The organism is Microbispora sitophila, from assembly GCF_014892245.1.
In the GTDB taxonomy this organism is placed as follows: domain Bacteria; phylum Actinomycetota; class Actinomycetes; order Streptosporangiales; family Streptosporangiaceae; genus Microbispora; species Microbispora siamensis.
This window is the reverse complement of sequence record NZ_JADBGC010000012.1, coordinates 35,892-55,631: the sequence shown is the minus strand read 5'-3', so window position 1 is coordinate 55,631 and position 19,740 is coordinate 35,892. Positions and strand designations below refer to the sequence as shown.

Sequence of the window (19,740 nt, the reverse complement as noted above, 5' to 3'; positions counted from 1 at the left end):
CTTGCCCATCCATAAGCCCCTGACCTGGGGCTTCGCGGTGGAGAGAAAGGATCAGGTATGAGCGTGCCCCGGGGGCCCGTCGATTCCTCACGGGTTCCGCGATTCGCCGGACCGGCCACCTTCGCGCGGCTGCCGCGGCTGGACGAAATCGGGCACGCCGACGTGGCGGTGGTGGGCGTGCCGTTCGACAGCGGGGTCTCCTACCGCCCCGGCGCCCGGTTCGGCCCCTCGGCCGTCCGCGAGGCCAGCCGCCTGCTCCGGCCGTACCACCCGGGCCTGGACGTCTCGCCGTTCGCGGCGATGCAGGTGGCGGACGCGGGCGATATCGCGTGCAACCCGTTCGACATCCGCGAGGCGGTCGAGACCGTGGAGGAGGCCGCCTCCGGGCTGATGGAGGGCGGCACCCGGCTGGTCACGATCGGCGGCGACCACACGATCGCGCTGCCGCTGCTGCGGGCGGCCGCCCGGCGGCACGGCCCGGTCGCGCTGCTGCACTTCGACGCGCATCTCGACACCTGGGACACCTACTTCGGGGCCGAGTACACGCACGGCACGCCGTTTCGCCGGGCGGTCGAGGAGGGCATCCTCGACACCGAGGCGGTGTGCCACGTCGGCACCCGCGGCCCGCTGTACGGCAAGAAGGACCTCGACGACGACCGCCGGCTTGGCTTCGGCATCGTGACCAGCGCCGATGTGATGCGCCGGGGCGTGGACGAGGTCGCCGACGCGCTGCGGCAGCGGATCGGGGACCGGCCGCTCTACCTCTCGATCGACATCGACGTGCTCGACCCGGCGCACGCGCCCGGCACCGGCACCCCCGAGGCCGGGGGGCTCACCAGCCGGGAACTGCTGGAGATCCTGCGCGGCCTCGAGGGCACCGACCTGGTCGGCGCCGACGTCGTGGAGGTCGCGCCCGCCTACGACCATGCCGAGATCACCTCCGTCGCGGCCTCCCATGTGGCCTACGACCTGATCAGCCTGCTCGCACTCAAGGAGGAGAAGTGAGCGACACGAACGCGGCGAAGGGGCTGCCCGCCGCCTTCGCCTGGTCCCCGAAGGGCTGGCCCTCGGAGCGTGCCTTCAGCAGCCCGGACGCGGCCGAGGTGTGGTGCTACACGGACCGGTTCTCGTACTTTCCCGGGGATACCGTCCGCTTCCATCTCAGCGCGAGTGTCCCGTCCTTCGATCTGGAAGTGGTCCGAGACGGGCTGGAGCCGCGCGTCGTCTGGTCGTGCGAGGGGCTGTCGGCCGGCCGCTACGAGGCGCCGGCCGACGCCCACGCCGTCGGCTGCGGCTGGCCCGTGGGACTGGAACTGGAGATCCCGGACGACTGGCGGAGCGGCTTCTACATCGTCACCGTGCGCGCGGTCACGCCGTCCGGGGAACTGTGGGAGCGCGAGCACTTCTTCGTCGTCAAGGCGCCGGCCGGGCGGCGTGCCCCCGCCGCGCTCGTGCTGACCACCGGCACGATGCTGGCCTACAACGACTGGGGCGGCGCCAACCACTACCGCGGCCTGGGCGACGACCCGCGTTCCGACAACGGATCGCCGCTGGCCTCGACGCAGCGCCCGATCGCCCGCGGGATGATCCGCAAGCCGGCGGGCGCGCCGCGGGAGGCCAACCCCGGCACGCTGCCGATCAACGGCGCCCCCCGCTACCCCTCGTACGAGTGGGCGCGCCTGTTCGGGTACAGCCGCCACCACGCCGACGCGTTCTGGGCGACCTACGAGCGGCACTTCGTGGTGTGGGCCGAGCGCAACGGCTACGAGATCGACTACCTGACCCAGCACGACCTGCACTTCGACCCCCACGCGCTGGACGGCTACTCCTGCGCGATCGTCGTCGGGCACGACGAGTACTGGTCGTGGCGGATGCGCGACACGGTCGACGCGTTCGTCGACGCCGGCGGCAACCTGGCAAGGTTCGGCGGCAACTACCAGTGGCAGGTGCGGCTCAGCGACGACGGGACCACGCAGTACTGCTACCGGCTGCCGTCACTGGACCCCGAGGCGGCTACGACGCCGCACCTGGCCACCACCGTGTGGGAGGCGAAGTCGGTCGGACGGCCTGGCGCCACCACCATCGGGCTCAACGGCCTCGGCGGCATCTACAACCGCTACGGCGTCGCCACCCCGCGCTCGTCGGGAGGCTTCACGGTCTACCGGCCGCATCACTGGGCCTTCGAGGGGACCGACCTCTACTACGGCGACCTGCTCGGCGGGCCCCCGTACTTCCTGGCGGCCTTCGAGCTCGACTCGGTCGAGTACACCTTCCGGCGCGGCCTGCCGTACCCGACGTTCGAGGACGGCGCTCCGGAGACGCTGGAGATCCTGGCTCTCGCACCGGCCGTACGCGGGGAGGAGGACCGCTTCGGCGGCCGGGTGCCGATCGGCGGGCCGGAGGAGGAGGTCTACAACTACAACGCGGACCTCGGCGACGACCTGCCCGGCTACGTGCACGAGGGCGAGATGCGGGGCGCCGGGATGATCGCGGCGTTCACCCGCGGCGACGGCGAGGTCTTCAACGGCGGCACCACCGAGTGGTCCCACGTGCTCAGCCTCGGCGACCCCTTCGTGGAGCGCATCACCCACAACGTCCTGCGCCGCTTCGGCCTGCGCGGCCGCGTCGAGAGCAGCCGCTTCAAGAACCATGGAGGAGCCGCATCGTGAGCGACCCGCAGAGCCCGACGGGCATCGACGCCGTCCGCGCGATCACGGCCGGGAACGGCGAGCGCTTCGTGCCCCCGCTCAGCGACTACCATCTGCTGTCCGCCGAGTGGACGGAGGCGGAGTTCCGGGTCTTCGGCGGCACCGCGAGCTCGTTCACCGGCGGTTTCTGGACCGGCGAGCCCGGCGCCGTACGGTTCGACTCCTGGCCCTATGACGAGATCTGCTTCATCCTCAAGGGCCGCGTCGCCGTACAGGACGAGTCCGGGCGGCGCAAGGAGTTCGGCCCGGGGGAGTCCTTCCACATCCCGCAGGGCTTCCGCGGCGACTGGATCACCCTGGAGCCGAGCGAGAAGGTCTTCGTCGCGGTCAGCCGCTGAGCTCCCCCTTCCTGCCTTCGGGCCCCACCTGCATTCAGCCCCGAGCCGACCCGCAGTAAGGAGCACACACACCATGCCAGGTCATCCCCCCGGGAGCTCCGCGAGCGCGCCCGACACCCTGGCCGGCAACGCCATGGGCACCAAGGACCTCGTCTTCACGGTCCTGGCCGCGCTGGCCCCGCTGACGCTCATCGTCGCGGTCGCCCCCCTGCACTTCCTCAAGGGCGGTGCCGCCGTCCCCGGCGGCTACCTGGTCGCCGGGGTGGTCATGGCGCTGTTCGCCGTCGGTTTCATGACCATGAGCCGCTACGTCCGCAACGCGGGCGCCTTCTACGCCACCATCTCGCGCGGCCTGGGCAAGCCGGCGGGCTCGGGCGCGGCGATGCTCGCCGTCGTCGCCTACAACGCCCTGCAGATCAGCACGTACGGCGCCCTCGGTGTGTACGCCAACGAGACGTTCAAGAACTACTTCCACCGTGACGTGCCGTGGTGGGTGTTCGCGATCGCCGGCCTGATCTTCGTGGGATGGCTCGGATATCGGGGCATCCACACCAGCGCCCGGATCCTCGGGACGCTGCTGGTGCTGGAGACGGCCGTGCTCGTCGTGCTGGCGGCCTACGTTCTGGTGAAGGGCGGCGCCGGTGACTGGTCCGCCGAGTCGTTCGCGCCCAGCAGGGTCTTCGACCCGGGTAACGGTGCGATGTTCGCCCTGGTCGCCGGGGCGTTCATGGGCTTCGAGGCCACCGCGATCTTCAGTGAGGAGGCGCGGGGCGGCATCCGTACGGTCCGCCGGGCGACCTACATCGCGGTCGGGTTCATCGCCGTCTTCTACGCCTTCATCACCTGGGTCGTCGTCATGGCCTACGGCGTCGACAAGATCGGGCCCGCTGCCGAGGCCGACCCGGTCAACCTCGTCGTCGCCGTGTTCGACAAGTACGTGCCCGCCCCGATCACCGAGGTGATGCACATCCTGCTGCTGACCAGCGCGTTCGCCGCGCTGCTCGCGCTGCACAACGCGGCCAACCGTTACTTCTACGCGATGGGCCGCGAGGGCCTGCTGCCCCGCGCGCTCGGCCGCACCCACCCGCGGACCAAGGCCCCCTTGAGGGCGGGCCTCGTGCAGACCGTGCTGGCGGCCGTGGCCGTCGTCACGTTCGCGGTCTTCGGGATCGACCCTTACCTGGGGCTGCTGCTGTGGGGCAGCGCGCTCGGGTTCCTCGGGATCATCTGCCTGTGGGCGTTCTGCTCCCTGGCGATCATCCGCTTCCTGCGCAGGCAGGCGCCCGAGGCCGGGCTCTTCCGGACCACGATCGCTCCGGGGCTCAGCTTCGCCGCCCTGGCCGTGGTGCTCTTCCTCGTCCTGAGCAACCTGCCGCTGCTGACCGGCGCCGGCACCGCCACCAACATCCTGATCGTCGGTCTCGGCGTGGCCGCCGTCGTCGCCGGCGTGACGAGGGCCCTGTATCTGCGGGCCCGCGCACCCCGGCTCTACGCCGGACTGGCCCAGACGTCCGTCGACGAACCGCCCGCCGGGCGGAGAGAGCCCGCCATCGGAAATGCCTGATCACGACACCTCATCGCCCGGCGGCTGCCGGGGCTACCTGCCGCTCGACCTGGCCGGCGTGCTGAACGCGCCGCGTTCGGTCCTCGACGACGGCGACTCCTATCCGCTCGGGCCGCGTACGCTCTACGGCCTGCCGTTCCTGTTCGGCGACGAAGGGAACGCGGGCGCGGCGCTGCTGCGCGTGGGCGGGCCGGACCCGGCGACCGTGACCATTCCGGTGGACCGCGCGTTCACGTGGATGGTGGTCGCCCACGCCCTGGAGTCCCCCGACCTGTTCGACGGGCAGATGGCCGGCCAGCTCTGCGGGCACTACACCCTCGTCTACGACGACGGGACCACCGAGCGGCTGCCGGTGCGCCAGCGCCTGGAGATCGGGCCCACGCCCCGGCTGTGGAGCGACCGCGCCATTCCTCTCGACTGGGGGCAGACTCCGTTCCTGGCCGTCCCCGACGCCCAGCACCGGCTCATGCCGCGCACCCACGGGCGGTTCGACGCCGCCGGGGCGCGCTTCGTGGACATCGACGACCCGCAGGCCAGGTCGCCGTACGTCCTGCCCTACCGGTTCTACCTGTGGCCCTGCCGCAACCCCCGGCCGCGGCAGACGGTCCGCGCCCTGGAGATCCACTCGGCCGGCCAGGCCATCCTCGTCGGTGCGCTGACCACCAGCGAGCTCGACGAGGACCCCTTCGGGCGTACGGTGTGGCGCGACGTCCTGCTCGACCTCGGCCCGTCGGCGGGGCCGATCTCGGAGGACCTGGCGGTGACCGTCGACCGGGGATCGGCGACCTACGTCTACCGCACGGTCGGCTCCGGGGACGCGGCCGCCGGGGACACGCCGGCCTGGGGGACGCCGGTGGGGGAGCACCACCAGGGCTACGTACGCGTCACCGCCACCCCGTCGGCGCGGCTGACGCTCACCCGCGGGGAGACGGTGATCAGTGCCTGCGGCTGGGAGGAACTGCTCACCGCCGGGCGGCACAGCGACGGCGGGGTCACCTGGCGCGTCCCCGACGCCGGACGGGCCTGGGTGCGCACCACTGTCAGGGACGCGGCCACCGGTGAGCCGGTCCCGTGCCGCATCCACTTCCGTTCCGCCGACGGGGTGCCCTACCCGCCGCACGGCCACCACGGGCACATCAACTCCGACGGCAACACCTGGAACCTCGACATCGGCGGCGACGTCCGCCTGGGCACCACGACCTACTCCTACGTCGACGGCACCTGCGAGGGCTGGCTGCCGCTGGGCGAGGTCACGGTCGAGGCGGCTCGCGGGTTCGAGTACGAGCCGCTGCGCACCACGGTCACGATCCGGCCGGGCCAGACCGAGCTCGAGCTGACGCTGGCCAGGGTGACGGACCTGGCCGCCGACGGCTGGTACAGCGGCGACACCCACGTGCACTTCGTCTCGACTCTCGGCGCGGAGCTGGAGGCCCGCGGCGAGGACGTCCGGGTCACCAACCTGCTGCTCAGCCAGTGGGGACACCTGTTCACCAACACCGAGGAGTTCACCGGACGCCCGCACACCTCCCACGACGGCCACACGCACGTGTTCGCCGGCCAGGAGAACCGCAGCGGCATGCTCGGCCACATCAACCTGCTCGGCCTGCGTCGCCCGATCATGCCGTGGTGCACCGGCGGCGCCGAGGAGTCTGAGCTCGGCGGCGGCCTGGAGACCACGCTGTCCCACTGGGCCGACGAATGCCACGACCAGGGCGGTACCGTCGTGCTGGCGCACTTCCCCGTGCCCAACGGCGAGGCCGCGGCCCTGCTCGCCACCGGCAGGCTCGACGCCGTCGAGATGATCGCCTACGACCGGTACAACATCCAGGAGTACTACCGCTACCTCAACGCCGGTTACCGGATCACCCTGGTCGGCGGCACCGACAAGATGAGCAGCGAGGTGCCGATCGGCCTCATCCGCACCTACGCGCACGTGCCGGCGGACGAGGAGTTCGACTACTGGGCCTGGTGCCGGGCCGTCCGGGCGGGCGCGACCTTCGTCACCAGCGGCCCGCTCCTGTGGCTCGGCGTGGACGGCCGTCGGCCGGGCCAGGACGCCCGCGTGCCCGCGAGCGGAACCGTACGCGTCGAGGCCCGCGTTCAGTCGATCTTCGACGTCGACCGGCTCGAGATCGTGGTCAACGGCCACGTCGTCGCCGAGCGCCGGATCGACACCCCCGGCCGCGTGCTCGAACTGATCGCGGACGTGCCCGTGACCGAGGACAGCTGGATCGCCGCGCGCTGTTACGGACCGGGCGCCGACGTCGCCCGGCACCACGACGTCTGGGCCAGGCCGATCATGGCGCACACGTCTCCGGTCTACCTGCGCACGGGCGAGGAGTACGCCCGCTTCGACGCGGCCACGGTCGACCACATGCTGAACCTCATCGACGGCTCCCTCGCGTACATCGACGAGCGCAGCCGGCGTCTGTGGCCCGGCCAGGTCTGCCATCGGCACGGGCAGGAGGACCACCTGGCCTTCCTGCGGGCGCCGTTCCTGCAGGCGCGCGAACTGTTGCACGAGCGCAAGCCGGCCGGCTGAGGCCGCCCCGCCGGCACGATCCGGTACGGCCGCCGCCCAATCGCCTCGACGGGCGGGCGGCGGCCGTCCTGATCCATGTCGCCACCGGCCGGCGTTCATCGAAGGGTGAGCGGGGTCTCGGATTCGATGCGGGTCAGCTTCTGGGGGTTGCGGACGTAGTAGAGGCCGGTGATGCGGGCGCCCTCGACACGGATCGCCAGGACGCCGTCGATCTCGCCGTCCACCCGGAGGATGAGTGCCGGGCTGCCGTTGACCACGGTGGGCTGACCGTTGATCGTGACTTCGGCCTTGCCGGTGCCGCCGAGAATGAAGCGTGCCACCTTGCCGGCGCTGATGACGGGCCGCGGCGCGGCCTGCCTGACGCCGCCGCCGTCGCTCACCAAGACGACCTCGGGGGCGAGCACGTCAAGCAGGCCCTGCAGGTCGCCGGCTTCGAGCGCGCGCCGGAACGCCTCCAGAGCCGCCCGGGTCTCACCGGAGGAGACAGCCCCGCGAGGGCGGCGGGCATCGACATGCCGCCGAGCGCGGCAGGCGATCTGGCGGACGGCCGCCGGGCTCTTGCCGACGGCGGCCGCGATCTCGTCGTAACCGACATCGAAGGCCTCGCGCAGCACGAAGACGGCGCGCTCGGTCGGCGACAGCGTCTCGAGGACGAGCATGAGCGCCATCGACAGACTCTCGGCGAGCTCGACGTCCTCGGCCACGTCCGGCGCGGTCAGCAGCGGCTCGGGCAGCCAGGGGCCGAAATACGCCTCCCTGCGGTGCTTCACGCTGCGCAGGCGGTTGAGGGACTGCCGGGTGGTGATCCGGATCAGGTAGGCGCGCTGGTCGTGCACCTGCTCCACGTCGGCCTTGACCCATCGCAGCCAGGTCTCCTGGAGGACGTCCTCGGCGTCGGCCGCCGATCCGAGCATCTCGTACGCGACCGTGAAGAGCAGGTTGCGGTGGGCGAGGAAGGTCTCGGTCGCCAGGTTGCCGGCGTGGCCGCTCATGTCTCGGTCCTTCTCCTTCGAAGCCGGCCCCGTCACCGATCTTCTTGATCGAGATTGCCGTGCGCCTCCATCGAAAGGTCCTGCCAGTCGGCCCAGGTCTTGAGCCGGTCGGCATAGACCTGCTGGAGCATCGGGTAGAAGCCCCGGCCGAAGAGCACCCGCAGCGGCGGGTTGTCGGAGTCGACGATCTTGAGAAGTGCCCGGGCCGCGGCGGCCGGGTCGCCGGCGGGCTGCTTTCCCGCGAACGCGGCGAGGCGCCGGCGGAGACTGTCGTAGATCAGGTTGTGCTCGGCCACGTGGCCGTTGTCGAGGGGATCGGGGTTCTTGCCGGACCGGGTGGCGAAGCCGCCGGGCTCGATCACGGTCACCTTGACGCCGAAGTCCGCGACCTCGTGGGCGAGGGTCTCGCCCAGGGCTTCCAGGGCCCACCTGGAGGCCTGGTACGCGCCGCCGAGCGGCATCGCGATGAGCCCGGCGGCCGAGGACATCTGGATGACGTGTCCCGCTCCCTGCTCGCGCAGGTACGGCAGCGCGGCCTGGATCACCCACACCGCGCCGAACAGGTTGGTCTCGAACTGGTCGCGCAGGTGCTGCTCGGTCAGCTCCTCGATCGCGCCGACCTGGGCGTAGCCCGCGTTGTTCACGATGACGTCGAGACGGCCGAAGTGCTCCTTGGCCCGCTTCACGCTCTCGAAGACGGCCGCCTTGTCGGTCACGTCCAGTTCGAGTGCGAGCACCGCGTCGCCATAGGCGGCGACCAGCTCGTCGAGGCTCGCGGTGTTCCGCGCGGTCGCGGCCACCTTGTCGCCGCGGGACAGCGCGGCCTCGACGAAGTTGCGGCCCAGACCGCGGGACGAACCGGTGACGAACCAGACCTTGCTCATGATGTCTTTCCGTTCTTTCTGCGGTTGTCTGCTGTTTCACCCCCTAGACACACGACCCGGCACGGATATGACAGCGGGCGAGTGTGATCTGCGTCTCTCCGGCAGTCGCGGCACAGCACGCGTGCGGCCCGTGGGTGCCGCGGCCGGGCGGGGTAGGCCGGAATGGAGGCCGAGGGCCGGGCACGCGTGCGCCCGGACCGGGCTGCCCGCATCCATATTGGGCAAAGTATTGACCTCCGTTAGAAATGTGCCTAACCTCCGGACGAGAAGGCGAGAGTCTCAGCTCGCTCCCGGACGAGGAGCTCGGTCATGCCGAACCTGTCAGTCGCACCCCCCAGCCCGATTCAGCTCCGCCGCGCGGTGGCCTCCAGCTTCCTGGGCAGCGTCATCGAGTACTACGACTTCCTGCTGTACGCCACGGCCTCGGCGGTGGTCTTCAACAAGGTCTTCTTCTCCTCCCTCGACTCGCTCGCGGCGACGGTCGCCAGTTTCGGCACGTTCGCCACCGGCTACCTGGCGAGGCCGCTCGGCGGTGTCGTCTTCGGTCACTACGGCGACCGGCTGGGACGCAAGCGCATGCTCGTGCTGACCATGACCCTGATGGGCGTCGCCAGCTTCCTCATCGGCCTGCTCCCCACCTACGCCCAGATCGGCAGCCTCGCGCCCATCGCGCTCGTCGCGCTCCGGGTCCTGCAGGGCGTCGCCGTCGGCGGCGAGTGGGGCGGCGCGGTGCTGATGTCCGCCGAGCACGCGACCGGCAGGCGCGGCCTGTGGGCGAGCTTCACCAACGCCGGAGCCCCCTTCGGCATGGTGCTGTCCACGGCGGTGCTCAGCGGCACCGCCGCCGTCATGGACGAGCGGGCGTTCCTGAGCTGGGGCTGGCGGGTGCCGTTCCTGATCAGCATCGTGCTGCTGGCGGTCGGCCTGTTCGTCCGGCTGCGGGTCGAGGAGACCCCGGTGTTCGAGGCCGCAAGGGAGCGGGTGTCCCGGCTGCCGCTGCTGGACGTGTTCCGCGACCACCCGAAGGCCCTCCTGCTCGGGGTCGGCGTCGGACTGTCCGCGTTCGTGGCCCAGGGCACCCTCACCACCTATCTCATCGCGTACGGCGTGCGCGCCGGCTTCGCCCGGCAGGCGGTGCTGAACGCGCTCACGCTCTCGTCCGCGCTGGCCGTGCTGGGCATCGTCGGCTGGTCGGCGCTGTCCGACCGGGTCGGGCGCCGGCCGGTGGTGCTCGCCGGCGCGGTGCTCATGGCGGCGTACGGCTTCGCGCTCTTCCCGATGGTGGACTCCGGCAGCACGGCCGTGCTCGCCGTCGCGCTGGTGCTCGGCCAGTCGCTCATCCACCCGCTGATGTACGGTCCGCTCGCGGCGTTGTACACCGAGCTGTTCTCCACCGGGAGCCGCTACACGGGAGCCTCGCTCGGCTACCAGATCGCCGGGCTCGGCGCCGGTCTCGCGCCGCTGCTGTTCGCCCAGCTCGACGCGTCGACCGGCGGTGGGACGACGACGATCTCGGTGATCATCGCCGCCTGCTGCCTGCTGACCGTGGTCTGCGTCCTGGCGCTGCGCGAGACCAGCCGCCACGACCTGACCTCGGTCACCTCCGCCGTGCCCGCGTCCGGTCGCGTCGCGGACACCGCGAAACCGTCCTCCGCCTGACGAGGGGTGCCATCGATGCGCAACGCCGGACTGGGAGGCTGGCCGGCCCGCCGGGCCCAGATGAGCCCGGACCGCACCGCGTTCGTGTACGAGGACCGGCCGCTCAGCTACGTGGAGGTCCACGAACGGACGACGAGGCTCGCGTCGCGGCTGCGTGACGCGGGGGTGCGGGCGGGGGATCGGGTCGCCTACCTCGGGCCCAACCACGTCGCCTTCGCCGAGACGATGTTCGCCACCCACGTGCTCGGCGGGATCTTCGTCCCGCTGAACTTCCGGCTGGCCGCGCCCGAGATCGCGTACATGCTCGAGCACTCGGGCGCGTCGGTCCTCGTCTACGCGCCGGAATGCGCGGCACAGCGTGCGGCGGTCCGCGATCTCCCCGGGTTCCCGGGCCCGCGCACGGTCGTGGCGCTCGAGGCGCCCGCGGAGGGGGAGCGGCACTACGAGACCTGGCTGTCGCAGGGCGACCCCACGCCGATCGACACCCCGGTGGCGCTCGACGACATCGCCCTCATCCTCTACACCTCCGGCACCACCGGACGGCCCAAGGGCGCCATGCTCAGCCACGCCAACCTGGCGTGGAACTGCTTCCACGTCCTGATCGGCGTGGACGTGGCGAGCACCGAGGTCACGCTGATCAGCGCGCCGCTGTTCCACGTGGCGGCCCTGAACCAGACCCTGTTGCCGACCTTCCTCAAGGGCGGAACCTCGGTCATCATGCCGTCGTGGGACGTCGAGCGGTGTTACGAGCTCATCGAGAAGCATCGGGTCACCTGGATGTTCGGGGTCACCGCGATGTTCGCCGCGTTCGCGCGGTCGCCCCGGTGGCCCGGGGCCGACCTGTCCTCGCTGCGCACCCTCATGTCCGGAGGCGCGGCCATCCCGGTCGCGTTGATCCGCGCCTACCAGGAACGTGGCCTGGTCTTCTGCCAGGGCTACGGGATGACCGAGACCTCCCCGGGCGCGACCTTCCTGGAAGCGGGCGAGAGCGTGCGCAAGGTGGGCTCCGCCGGGGTCCCGGTGTTCTTCGCGAACGTGCGCGTCGTCCGGCCCGACCTCACCCCCGTGGCGCCCGGCGAGCCGGGCGAGGTGCTCGTGCAGGGGCCGAACGTCACCCCCGGCTACTGGCGCGATCCGGAGGCGACCGCCGCCGCGCTGGCCGAGGGCGGCTGGTTCCGCTCCGGCGACATCGCCACCCTGGACGACGAGGGCCACCTCCACGTCGTCGACCGGGTGAAGGACATGTACATCTCCGGCGGCGAGAACGTCTACCCGGCGGAGATCGAGGCCGCGCTCTTCGAGCACCCGGTCGTGGCGGAGGCCGCCGTGGTCGGGGTGCCCGACGACAAATGGGGCGAGGTCGGCCGGGCCTTCGTCGTGCCGCGCCCCGGCGCCGCCGTCACCCCCGGCGAGCTGCGCGACTTCCTCCGCACCCGGCTCGCGAAGTACAAGATCCCGGTCTACGTCGACGTCGTCGACGCGCTGCCGAAGACCGGTTCCGGAAAGATCCGCAAACCCGACCTGCGCAGGCGGCCTCTGCCCGCCGGCCCCGAGGAGTGATCTGTGATCGTCACCGAGTTCGCGCGCAACCAGTGGTACGTGGCCGCCTACGGCCACGAGGTGGGCCGCCGTCAGCTCGGCCGCACCGTCCTGAACGAGCCGATCCTGCTCTACCGCACCGAGGACGGGCGGGCGGTGGCGATGGCCGACCGCTGCGTGCACCGCCGGTTCCCCCTGTCGGAATCGCCCAGCCACCTGGTCGGTGACCGCGTCGTCTGCGGCTACCACGGGTTCACCTACGGCCCGGACGGCGTCTGCGTCGCCGTGCCCGCCCAGCAGCGCATCCCGCGTACCGCGCGGCTGCGCACCTACCCGGTGGTGGAGCAGGACTCGTTCGTCTGGGTGTGGATCGGCGACCGCGAGCCGGGCGGCACGCTGCCGCCGCGCGCGCCCTGGCTGGTCTCGCCCGACTACGCCACGGTGTGCGGGATGGAGCCGCTGAACGCGCGGTACGGCCTGCTCGTGGACAATCTCCTCGACCTGTCCCACGAGACGTACCTGCACGGCGGGTACATCGGCACCCCGGAGGTGGCCGAGACCCCGATCACGACGGAGGTGGACGAGGACGCGGGCGTCGTCTACGTCAGCCGCCACATGGACGACGCGGCGTGCCCGCCGTTCTACGCCGAGTCGACCGGCATCAAGGGCCGGATCACCCGCTGGCAGGACATCGAGTATCACCCGCCGTGCCTGTATCTGCTGCACAGCCGCGTCGCCCCGGTCGGGTCGCCCCCGCCCGCCGCCGACGGCACGGACCCCCACGCCTTCCACGTCGAGGTCGTGTACGCGATCACCCCGTCCACGCAGAACACCACCTACGACTTCTGGGCGGTGGCACGCGACTTCGCGCTCGAGGACGAGAAGGTCTCGGACTTCCTGCGGGACAGCAACCGCACCGTCGTCCTGCAGGACGTGGCCGCGCTCAACACGCTGGAGCAGGTCCTCGCCGCGGAGCCGGACCGATACCAGGAGCTGTCGGTGAACATCGACACCGGCGGGCTGGCCGCCCGCCGCCTTCTCGCCCGGATGGCCGAGGCCGGTGCCGTACGACCGGAGGCCGCCGCCCGATGAGCGCGGACGACGCCGGCGCGCGGGCCGGCCGCACCGTCTACCGCATCCGATGGCTGCCGGGGACGGACCGGCTGCACGCCTCCTGCTTCTGCGGGGCGGAGCGCGAGTTCGAGGACCCGGTGGCCTTGTGGGACTGGCTGCTCGGCCACCCCGAGGGCCACCGGCCCCGCCCCGCGACGGCGCACGACTCCCCGGCCCCGGCCGCCGCGCTCGTCTGAGACGGATATCCATCAGAAAGGAAGCCTCGGCGACCATGCCCGTCACCGAACCGGAGCTCGACGTGAAGGTGGCGGGCAAGGCGCCCGTCGCCGAGGGCGTCGTCCTCCTGCGTCTCGTCCGTCCCGACGGCGGCCCGCTGCCCGCCTGGACGCCGGGCGCCCACGTCGACCTGCTGCTCGGCCCGGGACTGGTCAGGCAGTACTCGCTGTGCGGCGATCCCGGCGATCCCTCGGTCTTCCAGGTGGCGGTGCTCAGGGAGCCCGGAGGGCGGGGCGGCTCCGCGTACGTGCACGACCGGCTCGCCGAGGGCGACACGATCCGGGTGCGCGGTCCCCGCAACCGCTTCGGCCTCGCCGAGTCACCCCGCTACCTGTTCGTCGCGGGCGGCATCGGCATCACTCCGATCCTGCCCATGATCGAGGAGGCGGCGCGGCGCGGATCCGACTGGCGGCTGGTGTACGGCGGGCGCACCCGGGCCTCGATGGCGTTCGCCGACCGGCTCGTACGCAGGCACCCGGGCCGGGTGGAGCTGTGCCCGCAGGACGAGACGGGCCTGCTCGACCTCGACGCGCTGCTCGGCGTCTCGCGTACGGACACCCTCGTCTACTGCTGCGGACCCGAGCCGCTGCTGGCGGCGGCGCAGCAGCGGTGCGCCTCCTGGCCCAAGGGCGCGCTGCGAGTGGAACGCTTCGTGCCCGCGGCCCGAGACGGCGCCGCCGCGGTGCAGGGCATGGCGGAGACGGCGGAGGGCGCCTTCGAGGTGGAGCTGGCCCTGACCGGCACGACGCTGACCGTCCCGACCGGCCGCTCGATCCTGGAGGTGGTCGAGGAGGCGGGGGTCGCGGTGCTGTCGTCCTGCCGCGAGGGCACCTGCGGCACCTGCGAGACGGCGGTGCTCGGCGGCGTCCCCGACCATCGCGACCACCTGCTCACCGAGGAGGAGCGCGAGGCCGGGGACGTCATGTTCATCTGCGTGTCGCGGGCCCGGTCCGACCGCCTCGTCCTCGAGCTGTGACCCCGCTCCGATCAGGAGGTCCCGCCGTCTCGTGTCGGCTTCTCCGGGTGCCGGCGGCTCGCTTTGAGCCGATCGCCCCGCCATGTGCGGCCTGGTCGCCGGCTACACGATTCGGGCGCTCACGGGGGCGGTGGTCCCCCGGTGAACGAGAGCGGCGGTCGGGCACCGGCGTTCCGCGACCGGCTTGCCCGCCATGAGTTCCAGCAGGGATTCGGCGACCAACTGCCCGAACAGGTGGACGTCGAGGCTCATCGTGGTGAGCGGTGGAGACGCGAGGCGGCACATGCTGGAGTCATCCCAGGCGATCAGGCTGAGGTCGCGGGGAACGTCGTAGCCGAGCTCCTTGGCGGTGTTGAGGCTCGCGACCGCCATCAGATCGTTGTCGTAGATGATCGCCGTCGGCGGGTCGGGCCGTTCCAGCAGCATCGCCGTGAGCTTCGCCCCGGACTCCTCCGAGTAGTCCCCCTCCACCACGACGGGCTCGACCCCGGCCGAACGCATGCTGTCCACGAGTGCCCAGGTGCGGATACGAGTGTGGATCAGATTGTCCGGCCCGCTGACGCGTGCGATCCGGCGGTGCCCGAGCCTGCTCAGGTGGGCGACGGCCTCCCGCACCGCGCCGGCGTCGTCGGTGCGGACGGACGGGGCGTCTCCCTCCGGCTCGCCCGCCACCACGGTCGGCAGGCCGAGGGCGCGCAGGACGGCGGGTCTGCCGTCGTCCACGATCCGGTTCACCAGGACGACCGCGTCGACGCTCCGGTTGGCGGCCCATCGGCGGTACGCGGCGATCTCGGCGTCGTGGGTGGTGACGACGTGCAGCAGCACGGACTGACCGTGCTCGGCCAGACGCTCTTCGATGCCCGCGATGAACTCCAGGAAGAACGGTTCCGCACCCAGCAGCCGGGGCGGCCTCGCCAGCACCAGGCCCACCGCCATGGCCGCGCTCACCGCGGCACCCCCGCATCGCGGCCCGCGACGGTGTCCTGGCCCGGGTCAGCCGCCGCCTGGGTGCGTCGTACGCCGTGCGACGTTTCGCGGATCATCCGCCCTAGTCTTCTCCTCAAACAGGAACGACGACCTGGAGCCACTGACTCAGTTAGGTAGCCTACCGAAGTAAGCGGGACGCATCCGGTTCCGGTGACAGACCGGGCGGGTCAGGGGAGAGCGGCGGACTCGGCGTCGAGTCTCTCGGGAAGGCGCGTGCCCTGACTGAGGGGCACCAGTTCCGACTCCAGCACGAGTGCGGCGGCGCCGACGGCGGAGGCCGTGGCGGCCGAGCGCGACAGCCGAACGTCCACGGCGTGCGCGCCCCGGGAGAAGGCCGTTCGCCGGAGTTCCCGTTGGACAACCGGGAGGTAGACCGAGCCGGCGACGGCGAAGCCCGGCCCGGTCAGCACGAGGACTTCGAGATCCATGATGTTGGCCAGCGTTCGCGCGGCCGCCGCGATGTAGAGGGCCGACCGCTCCAGCAGCGCCAGCGCTCCTGGCTCCCCTCTGCGAGCGGCGCGGCTGACCGCGGCGAAGTCGGCGGCGGTCGAGGCCCGCATCCCGCGGGTCCCCAGGCCGACGGCCCTGGTCAGCGCCGGGTCTGCTCGCACGGCCGCCACGACGGCGGCGGCGCCGGCCATCGCCTCCACGCAGCCCCGAGCCCCGCACCAGCACTCGGGGCCGTCCACATCGACGCAGACGTGCCCGAACTCGCCCGCGTTGCCGCTGGGGCCGCGGTAGGTGATGCCGTTGATGACGAGGCCGGCGCCGATCCCGGTGCCCAGGTAGATGACCGCCGACGACGTTGTGGTGCCCAGGCCGCCGGACCAGTGCTCGCCGAGAGCGGCGGCGGTGGCGTCGTTGTCGATCACCACCGGCAGGCTTGTCGCCTGCTCGAGCGTCTGGCTCACGGGGAACCCCTCCCAGTGCCGCATGGTCGGCGGGGCGAGGCCGGTGCGCGGCGTGGGGCCGAGGGGGCCGGGGGAGACCAGGCCGACGCCCAGGACGCGCTCGCGCTCCACGCCGATGCTCTCGATCAGACCGGAGATCTCCGTCGCTATCCTCGACACGACCGTCCGCGGCTCCTCCACGCCCGCGCCACGCCTGGCGATGCGGGCCACCACGGTTCCGGCGAGATCGGTCACGACGTGTGTCACGCTTGCGTGGTCGAGATGCACCCCCACCGCGTACCGGGCGGTGTGATTGAGCTGGAGTAGAACGCGCCGCTTCCCGCCGGTCGACTCGGCGTGGCCGGTCTCGACCACCAGGCCTTCCTCGATCAGCTTGCGGACCAGCGCGGAGATCGTGGGGCCGGTGAAACCGGTGGCGGCAGCCAAGCCGACGCGGCTGATCGTGCCCGCGGCCCTGATGGCGTCCAGGACGGCGGCCTTGCTGCTCGCGTGCGGCTTCGCCTTCACTCCTGCGCTCACTGCCATCCCGTCTTGATCTGATCGTCCGGCCACTGTGAGCGTACAAGCCCGCCGTGGCGCCCTGTGGCGGTCCGGCCTGGCACGGCCTGGTACGGGCCGACGGGAGCGACTGAAAGTTTCACCGATCGTTGACTTACTTAAGTCATCTACTTAAGAATCTCGCACGGTCGAAAGGACCTTTCGCCATCCCATCAAGACGGCGGCACACGCGGTCGTCCGGAGCGGCCGTCGTGGCCCGGTGGCCCCGCCTACGACCACCGGATCCAGTCGTCAGGCGGGCGTTCATCGGGTTCATCCGGCAGGAGAGGAAAGCCATGAAACATCGTGTCGCCTGGGCGGCAGCGGCCGCGGTCGGCCTCGTGGCCGTCGGCGCGGCGGTCATGACCGGTCCGGCATCCGCCGCCGGCGCCGGCTGCTCGGTGAAGTACAAGGTCGTGAGTGAGTGGCAGGGCGGATTCCAGGGTGACGTGGCGATCACGAATCTGGGAGATCCGTGGTCCAGCTGGACCCTCGAGTTCGACTTTCCCACCGCCGGCCAGGGCGTGAACAACGGCTGGAGCGCCGACTGGTCGCAGTCCGGCTCGCACGTCACCGCCAAGAGCCTGAGCTGGAACGGCAACGTCGCCTCCAACGGCTCTGTGTCGGTCGGCTTCGTCGGCAAGTGGAGTGGCGGCAACCCGGCGCCCACCGCATTCAAGGTCAACGGGGTCGCCTGCGACGGTTCCATCCCCAGTCCGAGCCCGAGTCCCACCCGGAGCCCGAGCCCGAGCCCGAGTCCCACCCGGAGCCCGAGCCCGAGCCCGAGTCCGAGCCCCAGTACGAGCCCGAGCCCTGGTCCGGGCGGACCGGCGCCGCAGCTGCACGTCTCAGGAAACAAGATCGTGACGGCGGATGGGAAGCCGTACCGCCTGCTGGGCGTCTCCCGCTCCAGTGGTGAGTACGCCTGCGTCCAGGGCAAGGGGACGTGGGACCACGGCCCGGTGGACCAGGCGTCCGTCGACGCGATGAAGAGCTGGAACATCCACGCCGTCCGCGTCCCGCTCAACGAGGAGTGCTGGTTGGGCACCAACGGCTCGCCGAGCGGCGCCGCCTACCAGCAGGACGTCAAGGACTACGTGAACCTGCTGGTCGCCAACGGCATCACGCCGATCCTCGACCTGCACTGGAACTGGGGCCAGTTCACGGGCGTCTCGTGGGCGTGCACCGACACCGCGGCCACCTGCCAGAAGCCGATGCCCGACGCCAAGTACGCCCCGCAGTTCTGGACCGGCGTCGCGAAGACCTTCAAGGGCGACAACGCGGTGGTCTTCGACCTGTTCAACGAGCCGTGGCCGGAGTACGGCACCGGCGACACCACCTCGGGCTGGAAGTGCCTGCGCGACGGCGGGAACTGCCCCGGCTTCTCCTACGAGGTGGCGGGGATGCAGAGCCTCGTCGACGCAGTCCGGGCGACGGGGGCGACCAACATCGTCATGGTCGGCGGCCTGGCCTGGTCCAACGACCTGAGCCAGTGGCAGCAGTACAAGCCGAGCGACCCGACGGGGAACCTGGTCGCCTCGTGGCACTCCTACAGCTTCAACTACTGCTCCAACGAAGCCTGCTGGGACAGCCAGATCGCTCCGCTCGCCGCGAAGGTCCCCGTGGTGACCGGTGAGTTCGGCGCGGACAACTGCGGCTACGACTACATGGACCGGCTCACGAAGTGGGCAGACAAGAACGGCGTGTCGTACCTCGCCTGGACCTGGAGCCCGTGGGGCTGCAGCACGGGCGCGGTGCTCATCAAGGACTACGCCGGCACCCCCGAGCCCGGCATCGGTGAGGGCTACAAGGCGCACCTGCTCACCCAGAACCCATACGCGTAACACCTGTCCTGACCGCAGGTGACACGCCCGGACCGGCCACCGCGACCGTGGCCGGTCCTCCCTTGGTCGATGACCAAGCCCAGCCATGAAGGAAACGACGTGCCGCGAAAGTCTGTCCTGTACGCCGTCCTCGCAGCGCTCACCGCCGCGTTGGCGCTCACGGCGGCCAAGCCCGCGCTCTCGGCCGCAGCCCCGATCAAGATCATGCCGCTGGGTGACTCCATCACCGCCGGGCCCGGGTGCTGGCGCGCGCTGCTTTGGGACCGCCTGCAGCGGACCGGCTACACCGACATCGACTTCGTGGGAACCCAGACCGGACGCGGCTGTTCGGTGCAGCACGACGGTGACCACGAGGGACACGGCGGCTTCTCGGCCACCGGTATCGCCGACAACGACCAGCTGCCGCCATGGCTGGCGGCCACCAAGCCGGACATCGTGCTCATGCACCTGGGCACGAACGACATGTGGGACGCCGGCTTCCAGAAGATGGCCGACCGGTGGTATCCGGCGCTCACGAAGGTGCTCGATGGGATCATCCCGCCGCTGCCGACTCCGACTCCCTCGCCCAGCCCGTCCCCGTCCCCGTCCGCGTCCCCCACCGGGGGAGCCGGATGCAGCGCCACCTACCGGGTGGTCTCCCAGTGGTCCGGCGGGTTCCAGGGCGAGGTGAGCGTGCGTAACGACACCGCCGCGGCGACGTCGGGGTGGACGGCCACCTTCGGCTTCGGCGACGGCCAGCAGATCACGCAGGCGTGGAACGCCACCGTGAGCCAGAGCGGAGCGGCGGTGACAGGGCGGAACCTGAGCTGGAACGGGGGCCTGCCGGCCGGCGGTTCGACCAGCTTCGGCTTCTTGGCCTCCTGGAACGGCAGCAACACCGCACCGGTGGTGACCTGCCGACTCGGCTGA

16 protein-coding genes are annotated in these 19,740 nt (G+C 71.3%); 12 read left to right on the top strand and 4 right to left on the bottom strand.

Annotation, left to right across the window (positions count from 1 at the left end):
* Positions 1–57 precede the first annotated feature (57 nt).
* The 5 genes from speB (at position 58) to IL992_RS22525 (ending at position 7,152) form a co-directional block, all read left to right on the top strand.
* Entirely contained in the window at positions 58–1,005 is a 948-nt protein-coding gene (gene speB, locus IL992_RS22545; protein WP_193205365.1) for an agmatinase, read from the top strand.
* On the top strand, positions 1,002–2,669 hold the full coding sequence (locus tag IL992_RS22540) for a N,N-dimethylformamidase beta subunit family domain-containing protein (protein ID WP_226873594.1): 1,668 nt from the start codon (positions 1,002–1,004) through the stop codon (positions 2,667–2,669). Before speB ends, IL992_RS22540 begins: the two co-directional genes overlap by 4 nt.
* Positions 2,666–3,046 (top strand): cupin domain-containing protein, encoded by a 381-nt coding sequence (locus IL992_RS22535; protein WP_319018739.1) that lies wholly within the window; start codon positions 2,666–2,668, stop codon positions 3,044–3,046. Before IL992_RS22540 ends, IL992_RS22535 begins: the two co-directional genes overlap by 4 nt.
* A 73-nt stretch (positions 3,047–3,119) precedes the next feature.
* Positions 3,120–4,610: an APC family permease gene (locus tag IL992_RS22530; RefSeq protein WP_193205364.1), complete on the top strand. Its 1,491-nt coding sequence runs from the start codon at positions 3,120–3,122 to the stop codon at positions 4,608–4,610.
* Positions 4,603–7,152, top strand: coding sequence for a CehA/McbA family metallohydrolase (locus IL992_RS22525; protein ID WP_193205363.1), 2,550 nt, complete (start codon positions 4,603–4,605; stop codon positions 7,150–7,152). The genes IL992_RS22530 and IL992_RS22525 overlap by 8 nt, the downstream gene beginning before the upstream one ends.
* Before the next feature lie 95 nt (positions 7,153–7,247).
* On the opposite strand, the gene IL992_RS22520 is transcribed toward IL992_RS22525, so the two are convergent.
* Together IL992_RS22520 and IL992_RS22515 are read right to left on the bottom strand one after the other, a co-directional pair.
* On the bottom strand, positions 7,248–8,144 hold the full coding sequence (locus IL992_RS22520) for an RNA polymerase sigma-70 factor (protein WP_193205362.1): 897 nt from the start codon (positions 8,142–8,144) through the stop codon (positions 7,248–7,250).
* 32 nt (positions 8,145–8,176) lie between these two features.
* Positions 8,177–9,028, bottom strand: a complete 852-nt coding sequence (locus tag IL992_RS22515) for an SDR family NAD(P)-dependent oxidoreductase (protein WP_193205361.1) — start codon at positions 9,026–9,028, stop codon at positions 8,177–8,179.
* Positions 9,029–9,337: 309 nt separating this feature from the next.
* Between IL992_RS22515 and IL992_RS22510 the strand changes: the two genes are divergently transcribed.
* The 5 genes from IL992_RS22510 to IL992_RS22490 are packed head-to-tail and all read left to right on the top strand — an operon-like array spanning position 9,338 to position 14,552.
* Positions 9,338–10,687: an MFS transporter gene (locus IL992_RS22510; protein WP_193205360.1), complete on the top strand. Its 1,350-nt coding sequence runs from the start codon at positions 9,338–9,340 to the stop codon at positions 10,685–10,687.
* A gap of 15 nt (positions 10,688–10,702) precedes the next feature.
* Positions 10,703–12,247, top strand: a complete 1,545-nt coding sequence (locus IL992_RS22505) for an acyl-CoA synthetase (RefSeq protein WP_193205359.1) — start codon at positions 10,703–10,705, stop codon at positions 12,245–12,247.
* Positions 12,248–12,250: 3 nt separating this feature from the next.
* Entirely contained in the window at positions 12,251–13,318 is a 1,068-nt protein-coding gene (locus IL992_RS48455) for an aromatic ring-hydroxylating dioxygenase subunit alpha (RefSeq protein WP_319018738.1), read from the top strand.
* On the top strand, positions 13,315–13,536 hold the full coding sequence (locus IL992_RS22495; protein WP_193205358.1) for a hypothetical protein: 222 nt from the start codon (positions 13,315–13,317) through the stop codon (positions 13,534–13,536). Before IL992_RS48455 ends, IL992_RS22495 begins: the two co-directional genes overlap by 4 nt.
* Positions 13,537–13,571: 35 nt before the next feature.
* Complete coding sequence (locus IL992_RS22490) at positions 13,572–14,552, top strand: PDR/VanB family oxidoreductase (RefSeq protein WP_193205357.1); 981 nt, start codon at positions 13,572–13,574, stop codon at positions 14,550–14,552.
* A gap of 102 nt (positions 14,553–14,654) precedes the next feature.
* Here the strand turns inward: IL992_RS22490 and IL992_RS22485 are convergent, their stop codons facing one another.
* Positions 14,655–15,500 (bottom strand): LacI family DNA-binding transcriptional regulator, encoded by an 846-nt coding sequence (locus IL992_RS22485; RefSeq protein WP_319018737.1) that lies wholly within the window; start codon positions 15,498–15,500, stop codon positions 14,655–14,657.
* Positions 15,501–15,706: 206 nt separating this feature from the next.
* Complete coding sequence (locus tag IL992_RS22480; RefSeq protein WP_319018736.1) at positions 15,707–16,969, bottom strand: ROK family transcriptional regulator; 1,263 nt, start codon at positions 16,967–16,969, stop codon at positions 15,707–15,709.
* A gap of 314 nt (positions 16,970–17,283) precedes the next feature.
* Between IL992_RS22480 and IL992_RS22475 the strand changes: the two genes are divergently transcribed.
* Both IL992_RS22475 and IL992_RS22470 read left to right on the top strand, forming a co-directional pair.
* Complete coding sequence (locus IL992_RS22475; RefSeq protein WP_193205355.1) at positions 17,284–18,831, top strand: cellulase family glycosylhydrolase; 1,548 nt, start codon at positions 17,284–17,286, stop codon at positions 18,829–18,831.
* Between the two features lie 99 nt (positions 18,832–18,930).
* Positions 18,931–19,740, top strand: a complete 810-nt coding sequence (locus tag IL992_RS22470; protein WP_319018735.1) for a cellulose binding domain-containing protein — start codon at positions 18,931–18,933, stop codon at positions 19,738–19,740.